Annotated in this window: 9 protein-coding genes and 1 pseudogene; 5 read left to right on the top strand and 5 right to left on the bottom strand. The window is 72.3% G+C overall.

From position 1 onward, the window contains the following. Positions 1–171 precede the first annotated feature (171 nt). The 3 genes from I8N67_RS23685 to I8N67_RS23675 are packed head-to-tail and all read left to right on the top strand — an operon-like array spanning position 172 to position 2,691. On the top strand, positions 172–1,272 hold the full coding sequence (locus I8N67_RS23685) for a helix-turn-helix domain-containing protein (protein WP_200305230.1): 1,101 nt from the start codon (positions 172–174) through the stop codon (positions 1,270–1,272). A gap of 14 nt (positions 1,273–1,286) precedes the next feature. Continuing rightward, entirely contained in the window at positions 1,287–1,955 is a 669-nt protein-coding gene (locus I8N67_RS23680) for a YdcF family protein (RefSeq protein WP_200305228.1), read from the top strand. After that, entirely contained in the window at positions 1,921–2,691 is a 771-nt protein-coding gene (locus I8N67_RS23675) for a WbqC family protein (protein WP_307835339.1), read from the top strand. Before I8N67_RS23680 ends, I8N67_RS23675 begins: the two co-directional genes overlap by 35 nt. 27 nt (positions 2,692–2,718) lie before the next feature. Here the strand turns inward: I8N67_RS23675 and I8N67_RS23670 are convergent. Further along, positions 2,719–3,384 (bottom strand): annotated as a pseudogene (locus I8N67_RS23670) (mobilization protein); the annotation flags it as partial. 234 nt (positions 3,385–3,618) lie between these two features. Further along, complete coding sequence (locus I8N67_RS23665; protein ID WP_200305224.1) at positions 3,619–3,894, bottom strand: DUF6332 family protein; 276 nt, start codon at positions 3,892–3,894, stop codon at positions 3,619–3,621. 119 nt (positions 3,895–4,013) lie between these two features. On the opposite strand from I8N67_RS23665, the gene I8N67_RS23660 reads away from it, so the two are divergent. Then, positions 4,014–5,729: a bifunctional 3'-5' exonuclease/DNA polymerase gene (locus tag I8N67_RS23660; RefSeq protein WP_200305222.1), complete on the top strand. Its 1,716-nt coding sequence runs from the start codon at positions 4,014–4,016 to the stop codon at positions 5,727–5,729. A 31-nt stretch (positions 5,730–5,760) separates the two neighbouring features. On the opposite strand, the gene I8N67_RS23655 is transcribed toward I8N67_RS23660, so the two are convergent. After that, complete coding sequence (locus I8N67_RS23655) at positions 5,761–8,973, bottom strand: AfsR/SARP family transcriptional regulator (protein WP_200305220.1); 3,213 nt, start codon at positions 8,971–8,973, stop codon at positions 5,761–5,763. A gap of 312 nt (positions 8,974–9,285) precedes the next feature. Next, on the bottom strand, positions 9,286–10,194 hold the full coding sequence (locus tag I8N67_RS23650) for a glycosyltransferase family 2 protein (RefSeq protein WP_307835338.1): 909 nt from the start codon (positions 10,192–10,194) through the stop codon (positions 9,286–9,288). Positions 10,195–10,475: 281 nt separating this feature from the next. Between I8N67_RS23650 and I8N67_RS23645 the strand changes: the two genes are divergently transcribed. Next, positions 10,476–11,210 carry a DUF6000 family protein gene (locus tag I8N67_RS23645; protein ID WP_200305218.1) on the top strand — a complete coding sequence of 245 codons (735 nt, stop codon included), beginning with the start codon at positions 10,476–10,478 and terminating at the stop codon, positions 11,208–11,210. Positions 11,211–11,213: 3 nt separating this feature from the next. Here I8N67_RS23645 and I8N67_RS23640 read toward each other — a convergent pair whose 3' ends face one another. Further along, positions 11,214–12,659: a YyaL domain-containing protein gene (locus tag I8N67_RS23640; RefSeq protein WP_200305216.1), complete on the bottom strand. Its 1,446-nt coding sequence runs from the start codon at positions 12,657–12,659 to the stop codon at positions 11,214–11,216. Between the last annotated feature and the right edge of the window lie 426 nt (positions 12,660–13,085).

Below are 13,085 nucleotides of genomic sequence, written 5' to 3'. Positions count from 1 at the left end.
CCTCTAGGAACGGTTCCATGCTGGGGACCGTCCAAAGGGTCGACACGTGGTGACGATCCCGAGCATGGAGGTCCCCGAACTCCCGGCCAATCACCTGCCGTTCTACTTCCGTTCCACTTACGTCCCGCCGCCCCCAGGCATCTGCTCGATGACGGTGGAAGGGAGCGAGGCGTGGCAACCGTGCACCACTGGACCGGCCTGGAGGCCAGGGCTCTGCGTCTCGCCCTGCGCCTGAGCGTGCGGGCCTTCGCCGAGCACCTGGGCGTCGCCGTCGCGACGGTCTCGAAGTGGGAGAGCAAGCGCGCCGGAACCGAGCCCAGACCCGACACCCAGGCCATCCTCGACACCGCCCTCGGACGCGCGAACGCCTCCGCGCATCTACGCTTCGAGACGCTCCTGTCCGAGATGGCCAGCACCGCGCAGAACCCCGGACGGCGCGTCACCGCCGCCGGCCCCCGAGCCTGGGAGTACGAGTCCTGGGCCGATGACCTGGACCGCGTCGTGGTCGCGCTCTCCCGTCAGAACTTCGCCTTCGCCGACAGCCTGCTCAGCCGCTGGCTGGCGCGGTTCAATGCCCGGGAACTGGACGAGAAGGGCCTGTACCTCTTCGCCCGCTCGACCGCGCTGCTCGGTGACCTGAAACGCGACCAAGGGTCTGTGCTCGGCCCACTCTCCGCCCAGCACTCCTACGCCGGGGCTCGCGCGGTCTTCATCCAGCTCGACATTCCGCGACGTGTCGCCCAGCTCGATCTCTCCCTCGCGGTGGTCACGGAAATGTCCGGCAAGCTGGAGGTCGCCGCCCGTCACTACGAAACCCTCGCCGTCGATGACCGGCTTTCCCGTCGCGACCGTGCCAGGGCCCGCCTGTGGGTGGGTACGGCGCTCAGCAAGAACGGTCGCCACGACTACGCGACCCATGTCATGCAGGCCGCGACCCGCGACTTCGAGGACCTCACCGAACCCGACGACTGGTCGGTCGCCCACCAGAAACTGGCCCTCGCCCGCCGTGGTGCTGGCGACCTCACCCAGGCCCTGTACTTCATCGACATCGCACGCAGCAGCGGGGCCGCGGACTCTCCGATGCAACGCGTACGGCTGGACACCGCTCATGGCCACATCCTGCTCTCCGACGCGGCGACCCGGGATGATGGAATCCTCGTCCTCGATCAAGCCACCCGCACGGCCGCGCAGTACGGACTCGTGCACCAACTGCGCAGTATCGAGGGCATCAAGGCCATGAACGAGGGGCCGACCGGCCCCCGGCGACGGTGACCAGGGAGAGACGCGTGAGCGACAACCAGCAGGCCATCACCGAGGACCAGCGGCACCGGGCCGTGCTGATCTGGGACCACCACCAGATGCACCACCTGCTGCGGCCCGTCGACGTGGCAATCGGGCTGGGCAGCCACGATCTCGGTGTCGCGACCTACTCCGTCGAGCTCTACCGCGCCGGGCTGTTCTCGACCCTGGTCTTCACTGGCGGCAACAGCCCCACCACCGCCAAGGTCTTCCCGCGCGGCGAGGCCGTCCACTTCCGCGAGCATGCCATCGACCTCGGCGTTCCCGCCGAGGCGATCCTGCTCGAACCGGATGCCGGTAACACTGGGCAGAACATCACTCTCTCCCGTGAGGTCCTCGCCGCAGCTGGCATCACCCCGAACACGGTGCTGCTGGTCTCCAAGCCCTACATGGAAAGGCGATCGTTCGCGACCGCCCGCAAGCTGTGGCCCGACGTCGAGATCCTCTGCGCGTCGGAGCCGCTGGAGTTCGACGACTACGTGAAGTCCATCGGCGACGAGAGGCTCGTCCTGGACATGCTCATCGGCGATCTCCAGCGGGTCATCGAGTATCCGAAGCTCGGATTCGCCATCGAGCAGGAGGTCCCGGAGGACGTGCATGCAGCGTATGAATCCCTCATCCGTGACGGCTTCACCAGTCGTCTCATCGCTTTCTGACCTGCCAGAGCCGGGCGGGCTGTGCGCCATCCACCAGCCCAATCTGTTCCCGAGACTGACCACACTGGCCAAGCTGTTCGCGGCGGACTACTGGATCGTCCTGGAAGACGCGCAGTTCACCCGCCGCGACTACCAGCACCGAGCCCGCCTCGGGACCCTCGACGAACCGGGTCGTCGGCAGTGGCTCACCGTCCCCACCCACCTCCCCCACGGACAGCAGACTCTCATCAGGGACGCGTTGATCGACGATCCCGACCGGGCCTGCCGGAAGACTGCGGGGATGCTGCGGCAGTACTACGGAGCGAGCCCCTACTGGCCCGCGCTCGCGCAGTCCTTGGCCCCGGTATTGGATGCCTTCGGCACGGGCAGGACCGCCACGGTTGCCGAAGTCTCCACCCGCGCTCTGCTTGGCCTGCTCGGCTGGCAGGGCAAGACCCTGACCAGCAGCGATCTTCCCTCCCGGCCGGGCCGCTCCGAGCGGCTCACCGATCTCTGCACCATCACCGGTGCCCGCGCGTATGTGTGCGGAACCGGTGGCATGACGTACCTCGACCCGGCACCGTTCGCAGCCGAGGGCATCGCCGTCCTGCCGTTCCAGCCGCCGACGACCAGTATCTGGTCCTCCGGTCGAAGCCTCAGTTCGCTGTGGGCGGTGGCAGCACTCGGCCCGCAGGAGGTGGCTGCCCGCATGCAGCGGCTCGCGTTGGACCACGGCCTGATGGCGGCCGCCGCTTGACCGCTGCCTGTTCGTGCGTCGTCCGGATCAGCGGTGTGGGCGGGTCGGCCGGCTCGTGGGAGTCGCGGCCGGCATCGGCGGCTGATCGGGGGAGGAATAAGAGCCGAAGGCTGATGCGGTAGTGCTTCGCAGGCGGGCTGCCTCGGCTCGGCGGTTGAGCGCGGGCTCGCGGCTCGTGTGCTGGATGCGAGTGACCAGGACGCGGGCGGGCCTGCGGGCGGTGCCGAGCTCTCGGCTGGCGGCGGCTTCCTTGAGGAGCTGGTGGGGTGTGTGGCCGCCCGCTTCGGCGTCGGCGAGGACGGTGGCGAGGGCGGGCCAGCCGGGGTCGGCGAGTATCCGCTCGGCGTGTTCCGGGACGGCAGCGCGTACGTCATTGGCCAGGGTGCGACGGGCCTCCTCCTTGGGACGGCGGGCTTCGAGTGCCGTGAGAGTCGGAGTGAGTGCGCTATCGGCTGCCGACTGGAGATGCTGGATGGCTTGCCGTGCGGCGTCGGCCTGGTGGGTGTGGCCCTTGGCCTCATGCCAGCGTCCTGCGACGATGACGGCCCAGACGAGTGCGGCGGTCAGGGCTGCGAGGACGCTGCCGTCGGGGCCGGTGGCGGCATCGAGCGGGCTCCTAGCCGCCCGCTGCACCGTACCGACGATGACCGTCTGGCCGTGCCGCTGCGGCTGTCGCGCGACGGGGAACACGCGACAGATGTCGAGCTGATGCTCTCCCTCGTCGACGCCGAGCATCTGCATGCCGCCCTGTGCCGCGCCCTCGACGGGCATCCGGCATCCCCGGCCGCACCGGACTGCCGTCAGCCCGTTCAGATCTCGCGCGGCAACGCCCACATCGTGGGTCGCGCGTAGTCAGCCCCCCCTGTCCGGAGCTCAGTAGTACCCGCACCCCCGGCAGACATCTGTGCACGTGCTGTCGGGGGTGCGCTATCGCCTGCACAAGGACCCGTCAGCGGCCTCTCGCCGCCGCGCGTCGAAGCTGCTCAGCACCCGCACAAGACGCCACACGGCGGCGGCGGTCGCCAGCGCGGCACCTGCCACCAACAGGCCTTTCCCCACTGGTTCGGAAACGCCGACGAGCAGGGCGGGAACCAGGGCCACGGCGAACACGACCGCGGCCAGTACGGCGGCTGTCACCAGAGCGAAGCCGATCTCCACCGTCATCGCGTCCTTTTCCCAACGCGACTCGCGCCCCACGTCCATGCGGCAAGTCTCACATCACACCCGAGCCGCCGTGCGCGCGATGAGACGGAAGGAAGGACCACACCCCGCCCCTGGGTGGTCGAGGCCCGTTGTCAGACCCCCCTGCGAGACTCGTTTCCATGACCGATCGGTGGGCGCTCGCTCCGGCCGAGGACGGTGGCGTGGAGGTCGCCCCCCTCGGGGTGGACGGCGTGCTCGCGGGGCCGGTCGTGCGGGAGGGGGATCTCGCGGAGGCGGTTCGGCGGCGGGGGGCGGAGGTCGGGCGGTGGGTGTGGGGGGCCACCGCGGAGGTGTATCCGCGGCTGCTCGCCGAGGGCATCCGTGTGGAGCGGTGTTATGACGTCGAGGACGCCGAGGCGCTGCTGCTCGGGCATGAGGGGCGCCTCGGGGAGCCCCGGTCCGCCGCTGCCGCGCTCGCTCGGCTGCGTCGTGCCCCGGTTCCGGCGGATCCGCCGCTGCGGGCGGCCGACCCCGGCGGCCAGCCGTCGCTGTTCGAGCCCCGGCCGGTGCATGTTCCTCTCGCCGACCTCGTCGAGGTGTACGCGGATCAGCAGCGGCGGCATGACGCGACCGCGCATCCGGAGCGGATGCGGCTGCTGACGGCCGCCGAGTCCGCCGGGATGCTCGTCGCCGCCGAGATGAACCGGGCCGGGCTGCCGTGGCGGGCCGATGTGCATCGTGAGGTGCTCCACGAGATGCTCGGGGAGCGGTATCCGGGGGGCGGTGAGCCTCGGCGGCTGGCCGAGCTGGCGGATGAGGTGTCGCGGGCCTTCGGGCGGCGCGTACGGCCCGATCTGCCCGCCGATGTCGTCAAGGCGTTCGCCCAGGCCGGTGTCCGGGTTCGGTCCACCCGTCGCTGGGAGATCGAGGCCCTCGATCATCCGGCCGTCAAACCCCTCCTCGCATACAAGAAGCTCTATCGGATCTGGGTCGCCCACGGGTGGTCCTGGCTTCAGGACTGGGTGCGGGACGGGCGGTTCCGGCCCGAGTTCCTGGCGCACGGGACCGTCACCGGGCGGTGGGTCACCAACGGCGGGGGCGCGCTGCAGATCCCCAAGGTGATCCGCCGCGCCTGTGTCGCCGACCCCGGCTGGCGGCTCGTCGTCGCCGACGCCGACCAGATGGAGCCCCGGGTGCTGGCCGCCATCTCCCGTGACCCCGGGCTGATGGAGGTCGCGGGCCGCCCCACCGACCTCTACCAGTCCGTCTCCGACCGCGCCTTCTCCGGGGACCGCGCGCAGGCCAAGCTCGCCGTGCTCGGCGCGGTGTACGGGCAGACCTCAGGGGACGGGCTCAAGAACCTCGCCGCGCTGCGCCGCAGGTTCCCGAGAGCCGTGCGGTACGTCGACGACGCGGCCCGCGCGGGCGAGGAGGGCCGGCTCGTACGGACCTGGCTCGGGCGTACGTGTCCACCGGCGGCCGGCGACTCCGACGCGGCCGGTGAGGAGGCGGGTCTCCCCCAGGCCGCCGCCCCGGACGATCCCGACCAGCCACACGACCAGGGGCAGACGAGTGACTGGGTGCCCGGGTACGCGTCCACCAACTCCCGCGCCCGCGGCCGCTTCGCCCGTAATTTCGTCGTCCAGGGCAGCGCCGCCGACTGGACCCTGCTCCTCCTCGCCGCGCTGCGCCGCGCCCTCACCGGCATGGCCGCCGAGCTGGTCTTCTTCCAGCACGACGAGGTGATCGTGCACTGCCCGGCCGAGGAGGCCGAGGCCGTGGTCGTGGCCATCAGGGAGGCCTCCGAGCTGTCCGGGCGGCTGACGTTCGGGGAGACGCCGGTGCGGTTCCCGTTCACCACGGCCGTGGTGGAGTGCTATGCCGACGCGAAGTGACGGGAGCGATGACGGTCGTGCGGCCGGTTGTTCAGTCGCGGTTCTTCAGCAGTTCCCGCAGCTCACCCGCCACCGCCGAGTCCGTGCCGTCCAGGGCCGTCAGTGCGCGCTCCCACTCGCGGTACGCCTCCTCGTCGCGGCCCCGGGCGCGCAGCAGCAGCCCCCGCTGGTGCCGGGCGCGACCGACGGCGTACTGGTCGGCGCGGGTCTCGGCGAGGTCGAGGAGCAGGGCGCACTCGTGGGCGGCGCGGTCGGTCCGCCCCAGTTCCCGCAGGGCCCGTACGAGGCCGAGCCGGGTCTGGGACTCGCCCTGCCAGTCCTCGTCGTCGCCCAGGACGCGCAGGCTCCGCTCGAAGCTGTCCACGGCGGCGGCCGGTTCGCCGAGTCTGAGGCGGGCGTAGCCGATGTTGCAGTGCGCGGTGTGCCGTACGACGACGCTGTCGGCCACCTCGCCGAGGGCCAGGCTGCGCTCGTGGTGGGCGATGGCGGCCCGGGCGTCGGTGTGTTTGTAGAGGTGGCCGAGGTGGCTGAAGGTCACCGCCTCGCCGTACGGGTCGCCGAGCTGCCGGGACAGCTCCAGGCTCTCCCGCAGCGTCTCCTCGCTCTCCGCGTACCGGCCGAGGCTCTCCAGTACGAGCCCCCGGTTGTTCAGGCACCGCCGTACGCAGGACACGACGCCGAGCCGCCGCCAGAGCCGCAGGCCCTGGTCGTTGAGGGCGAGCGCCTCCGAGGCCCGGCCGGACATGAAGTGCAGCCCGGCCCGGTCGGTCAGTGCGAACGCCTCCGCCTCGTCGTCGCCGAGCGAGCGCGCCACATCCAGGGCGGACCGTCCCAGGACGTCCAGCTCGGCGAGGCGGCCGCCGCGGTGGAGGTAGGGGAAGAGGTAGCGGACGAGGGCGGGTACGAGTGCCGCGGTGCCGTCGTCCTCATCGGCGCCGGCACCGGCACCGGCACCGGCCCCGGCGCCGCCGCCGTGGGCGCGGGCGCGGCGTTCCACCAGGGCGACGATGTTGGGGAGTTCGCGGTCGCCCCAGGCGAAGGCGTCCTCGGCGGAGGTGAAGGGCGGTTCCGTGGGCGGGTGTTCGTCCGTGGTCGCTGTCGTATGGAGGCGTTCGTCTCGCTCGTAGCCCGGCGGGAGCAGCACCAGCAGGCTCTGGCGGGCGCGTCCGGTGTACCAGCGCAGGGCCCGCTCCATGGCCCGCGCGGCCTCGGCCGTGTCGGCCTTGTCGGCGAGTTCGCGGGCGAAGTGGCGTACGAGGTCGTGGGGGACGTACCGGCCGTAGGTCGTCTCCTCCAGGAGGGCCACGTCGACGAGGCGGTCGAGGGCGGTCTCGGCACGGAACTCGTCGGTGCCGGTGAGGCGGGCGAGGAGGGGCGCGCCGTACGCGGGCAGGTCGAGGGCGCCGATGCGCTTCAGGGCGTGGGCGGCGTCGCGGTCGGCCTCTCGGTCGGAGGCGCGCAGGGCCTCGTGGGCGACGGCGAGGGAGCGGCGGACGCTCAGGTCGTCGTATTCGAGGTGCCGCAACCTGCCTTCCGTGGCGGCCAGTTGACCGGCCAGCGCGTCCGGGGTGAGCGCGCGGCGGGCGGCGAGGCGGGCCGCGACCACGCGGAGGGCGAGGGGGAGCCGGCCGGTGAGTTCGACCAGGGGGTGCGCGGCGTCGAGTCCCGCTCGGCCCGACGCGGCCCGCAGCAGGGCCGCGCTCTCGTCGTCCGACAGCGGGGCGAGCGGGAAGCGGTGGGCGCCGTCCAGCGCGGTCAGTGGCGAACGGCTCGTCACGATGACCGCGCATCCGGTGCCGGCCGGGAGCAGCGGGCGTACCTGGGCGGCGTTCTCGGCGTCGTCCAGCACCATCAGCGTGCGGGTCGGCGCGAGCGTCGAGCGGAGCAGGGCGGCGGCCGCGTCAGGGTGTTCGGGGATGCGGCGGGGGGCGGTGCCGAGGTCTCGGAGCAGCGAGGTGAGGGCCTGGGCCGGGGTGAGGGGGGTCATGCCCGGGGTGGCGCCGTGCAGGTTGACGTACAGCTGGCCGTCGGAGAAGTGCTCGGCGAGGTCGTGGGCGAGGTGCAGGGCGAGGGCGCTTTTGCCTACGCCGGCCATGCCGCTGATGACGACCGTCGCGAACGCCGGGCGCCCAAGAGTTCGGGAAAGGCTGTGAGTTGGCGAGTGCGGGTCGTGTGTGGCTGGTCGCGCCCCGCGGCGGAGCCGCAAATCGACGCTGCCCCGCGCCCCTGGGGGTGTGGGGGCGGGAGTCTCCTGCCATGTACCCGTACCCAGTGCCTCGCGCAGGTCCGCCAGCACCTCGGCCCTGCCCGTGAAATGGGCCGGTGGCGGAGGGAGTTGGGCCGGGCGCAATGGATCGTCGGCCGGTGCTGATGCGGGCTGGGGAGCCTCCTCCCGGAGGATTTCCAGATGGGCGTCGCGTACGGCGGGGCCCGGTTCGACGCCCAGTTCGTCGAGGAGGCGGGCGCGGAGGTCGCGGTGGACGGCCAGGGCCTCGGCCTGGCGGCCGGTGCGGTGCAGGACGAGCATGAGGAGGCGGTGGAAGGCCTCGCGCAGGGGGTGTTCGGCGACCAGGGCGGTGAGTTCGGGGGCGAGGGCGCCGAGCGCGTCCGCTCCGGCGGGTGCGTCCGCGACCGCGTCCGCGACCGCTGCCGCTGCCGCGTCCGCTGCCGCGAGGTGGAGTTCGGCGTCGTAGCGGCGTTCCAGGAGCGACAGGCGGGCCTCCTCCTGTCGTTGGACGAAGGCGCGGGCGCGGGACTCCTCGGGCGGCAGGCCGCCGAGCGGTGCTCCCCGCCACAGTGCGAGCCCGGCGGCGGCCTCGCGGACGGTGCGGGCCCAGTCCCGGGCGGCGTGCGCGGCGCGGGCCGCGCGGGCGTGCGCCTCGAAGACGCGGACGTCCAACTCGCCCTCGCCGACCCGCAGCAGATAGCCCGGCGGTACCGCGCGCAGCCGTTCGGGATCGTCCAGGAGTCTGCGCAGCCGGGTCACCTGGTTCTGCAGGGACGCCTGCGCGGACGGCGGCGGTGTCCCGTCCCAGAGGATGTCCTTCAGGGTGTCGACGGAGACGACCCGCCCGGGTTCGAGCAGCAGCGCGACGAACAGGGCGCGCATCTTGCCGCTGCCGACGGGCCGTACGCCGTCACCGCCCCGGGTCCCGGTCCCGTCTGCGGCCCCGCTCCCGTCTTCGGCCCCGGCCTCGTAAAGAACCGGCGGACCGAGCAGTCCGAACCGCAGGCCGTCCCGCATAGAACCCGCCCGCTGCCTTCCGCACCGTCGTACCGGGCCCGCCCCGCGGCGACCTGCCGCCGCCTCCCGTACGGCTCCCCGTGGAACCGTTGGGCTCATGTTAGCGATCCGTTGGCGCGACCTGATGTGATCACTTCATCGAATCCGGCGGCGACGGCGCACGCGTACTACGCGTAGCTCGGGGGAGTGCCGCCGCCGCTGCCGGATCCGAGGACGCACAAAGCGCTGTGCCCCGGTCGGTGGAGGTGAACGACCGGGGCATTCGTGTGTCCGCTGGGGCAGTTGGGTGCCTGCTGGGGCAGTTGGGCCGCGCTACAGGATCGGGGGCCGACCGAGCCGCGTGAGTCGCCAGACCGTCCGCCAGCGCATGGGCCGGCGCTCGCCGCCCGATTCGCGCCAGCCCTCGGTGAAGCCGCCGAACCACGCCCGCAGGCCGCCCACCGAGCGCATCCGCAGCAGGGTGATGAGGATCCACACCCCCAGGTGCGCGGGGATGAGCGGGAGCGGGAGGCGGCGGCGGGCGAGCCAGACGCGGTTGCGGGCGTTGACCCGGTAGTAGATGGCGTGCCGGGCGGGTGAGGTCTTCGGGTGCTGGAGGAGCAGTTCGGGGGCGTACAGCACGGTCCAGCCTGCGTCGACCGCCCGCCAGGCCAGGTCGGTCTCCTCGTGCGCGAAGAAGAACTCGGCGGCCCAGTCGCCCGTCTCACCGAGCATGGCCATGGACAGGGCGTGGCCGCCACCGAGGAAACCGGCGACCGGCCCGCCGCGCAGCGGGTCCTTGGCGCCGACCCTCGGCACGTGCCGCCGCTGGGTCTCGCCGTGCTCGTCGGCGATCCGGAAACCGACGATGCCGAGGCGGGGGTCGGCGACGTACAACTCCCGTACGCGGCGCAGCACATCGGCGTCCACGAGCAGTCCGTCGTCGTCCAGTTCGACGACGACGTCGATGTCCCCGAACTCCCGCAGCCGCTCGATGGCCACGTTCCGGCCGCCGGGGCAGCCGAGGTTCTCGTCCACCTCGATGAGCGTGACCTCGCCGGGCAGCCCGAGCCGCTCGGCGAACTCCGGCAGCGGGCACCCGTTCCCGACGATGACGATCCGCTCGGGCGCGACGTCCTGCTTGGCCACGGAAGCGAGCAACGCGTCCACCTCGGCGGGCCGATTGCCCATCGTCACCACGGCGACAGCGACCCGAGGCCCGGCCTCCACGGCCTTCACCACGACACCAACCCCATTCCGTACCAGGACCGCCGACGACAACCAGCAGAGCCGACGGCCGCCGGCCCACTTCCCGGCTTCCACCGACTGTTTACGGCCGGGATGCTAGTCGTTCACGCGGGAGTCTTCTTACACGCTCCTTGCGTACGCCGGTTCTCCCCCTTCTCCACGTCCTTCTCTACACGTCCTTCTCTACGTAGGAGAGCCCCCGCCCGCGCCGGTGGTTCCCAGCCCTTCTCCGACCCGTCCGGTGTGGATCTACGCTGCGGGCATGGCAGAGCCGGGTGAACAGCAACGGAAGAACAGCGCAGGCCGAGTGGGGTGGGCATGACGCCGGAGGATGTCCTGCGCCGCGACGCCGTCAGACGGTACGTTCTGCCGCGCGCCCACCGGCCGGGCATCGGCCGCTACGGCGAACTGCTGAACGGCCGGTTCCTGCGGTTCGAGGGGGCCACCCGCAGGCGGTTCTGCGCTCGCTGCTCGTCGACGCGGCGTCGATCACGGACGCCGATCTGAACGCCCTGCTCTCCCACGGCTGGCGGCCCCGCCTCACGGCCGCCTGGCTGATCGGCATATCCCGGCGGACCTCGTACCGGGCGCGCATCGGTGAGCTGCTGCTGGAGAGCGTGGTGGTCTACGCGGGCGGGGGCTACTGCTTCGCCCTGGCCCGGTTCGGCGACCACCAGGGCGCCGAGATCCTCACCGCCTATCTGAACCGGTACCTGCCCCGCACCGACCTCCACTACGACCAGCCCGTCGCCCTGGGCGCCCTCCTGCACATCGACAGCCGCCTCGGCACGGCCCACGCGGCGCCCTTCACCGCACCCGGCGGCCTCTATCAGGGCTGGGTGGACGCCGTCACGCACGAGAGGGAGCGCGCCTCGTACGCACCCGACCAGGAGCAGTCGGCCATGGACCGGCTGTGCGACTTCGCCGACGGCTGGTCCACGCCGGACCGAGGGCACAGGCCACCCCGTACCGAATGGCCAAACCTTCCCGAGCGGCCCGTGGCCCCGTAGGCGTCAGGCCCGCAGCGGGTTCGCCCGTACCGTCGCCATCAGGTACCAGGCCGTCGCGCCCGTGTGCCGGTACGGGTAGTAGCCGAAGCCGAAGCCCGTGTCGAGGGGGCTGCTCGCCGAGACGATGCCGGCGCGTTCGGGGAGGGCTTGGCCGCCGACGGTCTGGGCGGGGCCGAGGAGGTCCTGGGCCCGTTCGAGGGAGGCGAGGAGGCGGCGGGCGCGGGTCTCGTCGCCCCTCGCTCCCCGGTCGCGCAGGGCGAGCGCGAGGTGGGCGGTGCCCTCGAACCAGACGCCGTCGCGGTTCGGCTTGGGCTGGAAGTCGGCGATGGGCGCGTCCTCGTTCGCCACGAGGGAGGCGGAGCTGAAGGTGACGCCCTCGTACGACTGCCCGGCGGGGACCGTGCTGTTGCGCCGCTCGGCGTGGTCGAGGACGGCCAGTTCGCGAGCCGCCCAGTCCAGGGAGCTGGAGTAACCCTTGGCGTCGAGGGCGAGGTGGGTCCAGGTCTGGGTGTCTTCGGGGATCGGCGACTTGTTGACGGTCACCCCGTCGTTGGTGCCGGTGTAGAAGAAGCCGCCCGACGAGCCCGAGCCCGAGTCCGAGCCCGAGCCCTGGGGGGGCTCCCACATCCGCTGCACGAACGCCTCGGCACGTGCGCGCCGCTCCCACCACACCCGGTCGCCGGTGAGCCGGGCGAGCCGTCCGAACAGGCAGATCAGGTCGGTGTTGTGCTCGGTCGAGGTGAACGGCAGCTTCTCGTTCGCCCCGTTCACGCCGAACTTGTAGCCACCGAGGGGCTCGTCCGTACGGCCGGTCCGCTCGATCCACTCCCCGATCCGCACGGCCGCGGCGAGGAAGCGCCGGGCGCCGGTCCGCCGGGCCAGCGCGCTCAGCGCGATCCCCGCCCACGCCATGTCGCCCACGGCCGTACCCGTGAAGCCGAACTGGGTGCCCACGTTGGCCGTCCCGTCGGCCCGGACGAACCCGTCCGGCTGCGGCACGCCGTCGTAGTAGACGTACGGCCCCACGTTGTACGCCTGGCGCAGCCGGCCGTCGTCGTACGCCGGGTCGTGCTCCTGGGCGTGGATCAGCGCGTCCCCGAGCGCCACCGCCCTGGCCCGCCCGTCCTCCGTGCGCACGGCGAGGTGGGCGAGGATCGCGAGCGCGTTGTCGTACGTGAACGCCGTGCTGAACAGGCCCGCCTGGTCGGTGTAGCTCTGGGTCAGCCGGAGGTCGCCGTGGTCGGGGTAGGCGTCCATGGCGGCGGCGAGGAAGGCCTGGCCGCGCCGCCGGGCGGAGGCCCCGGCCGCTCGGGGCGCCGCGTGGGCCGGACCGGAGCCGAGGGCGGTGAGCGCCGTCGCGACACCGAGGCCGGTGCCGAGGAGCGTACGGCGGCTGAACGCCGGGCCTTGTCTGCCGGTCGTGCCCGTCGTGCCGGTCGTGCCGGTCATGGGTCTCCCTTGGAAGGTGCGGGACTGAGAGCGCTCTCAGGCGTGCGCGCTCATTGTGCTGGTGCCGCCCGGACGGGTCAACGCCCCTGCCACCCAAGCCAATTGAAGGGGATGGGACGGACGAGAGGCACAGCGGGGGAACGCGCGCGTCCCGCGCGCCTTGTGGGTGCGCGGGACGCCCTCCGGTGTCCGGGACCCCCGGCACGCGGACTCCGCGACGCGAACCCCGGCGCCCCGGACACCGGAACCGCGTGGTCACTCCTCCACGACAGTGACCACGCGGTCGTTCACCGGCTGCGTCGGCCGGTTGCGGTCGCCCGGTTCGCGGGCCCGTCGTCGCCCGCGCAAGAGGCGACCGTGAGGACGGTGAGGGCGGGGACTCCGGCCAGGGCGGCCCTGCGTATGACACGGGACGACATGCTTGTT

It is taken from the genome of Streptomyces adelaidensis (genome assembly GCF_016598475.1).
Lineage (GTDB): Bacteria > Actinomycetota > Actinomycetes > Streptomycetales > Streptomycetaceae > Streptomyces > Streptomyces adelaidensis.
The sequence above is the reverse complement of the archived record's forward strand: the minus strand, read 5'-3'. Positions and strand labels throughout refer to the sequence as shown.

Excerpts from the sequence above, each read along its gene's own strand:
- I8N67_RS23665 (WP_200305224.1), bottom strand. The coding sequence starts at position 3,894 with ATGGACGTGGGGCGCGAGTCGCGTTGGGAAAAGGACGCGATGACGGTG.
- I8N67_RS23660 (WP_200305222.1), top strand. The coding sequence starts at position 4,014 with ATGACCGATCGGTGGGCGCTCGCTCCGGCCGAGGACGGTGGCGTGGAG.
- I8N67_RS23655 (WP_200305220.1), bottom strand. The coding sequence starts at position 8,973 with ATGCGGGACGGCCTGCGGTTCGGACTGCTCGGTCCGCCGGTTCTTTAC.
- I8N67_RS23640 (WP_200305216.1), bottom strand. The coding sequence starts at position 12,659 with ATGACCGGCACGACCGGCACGACGGGCACGACCGGCAGACAAGGCCCG.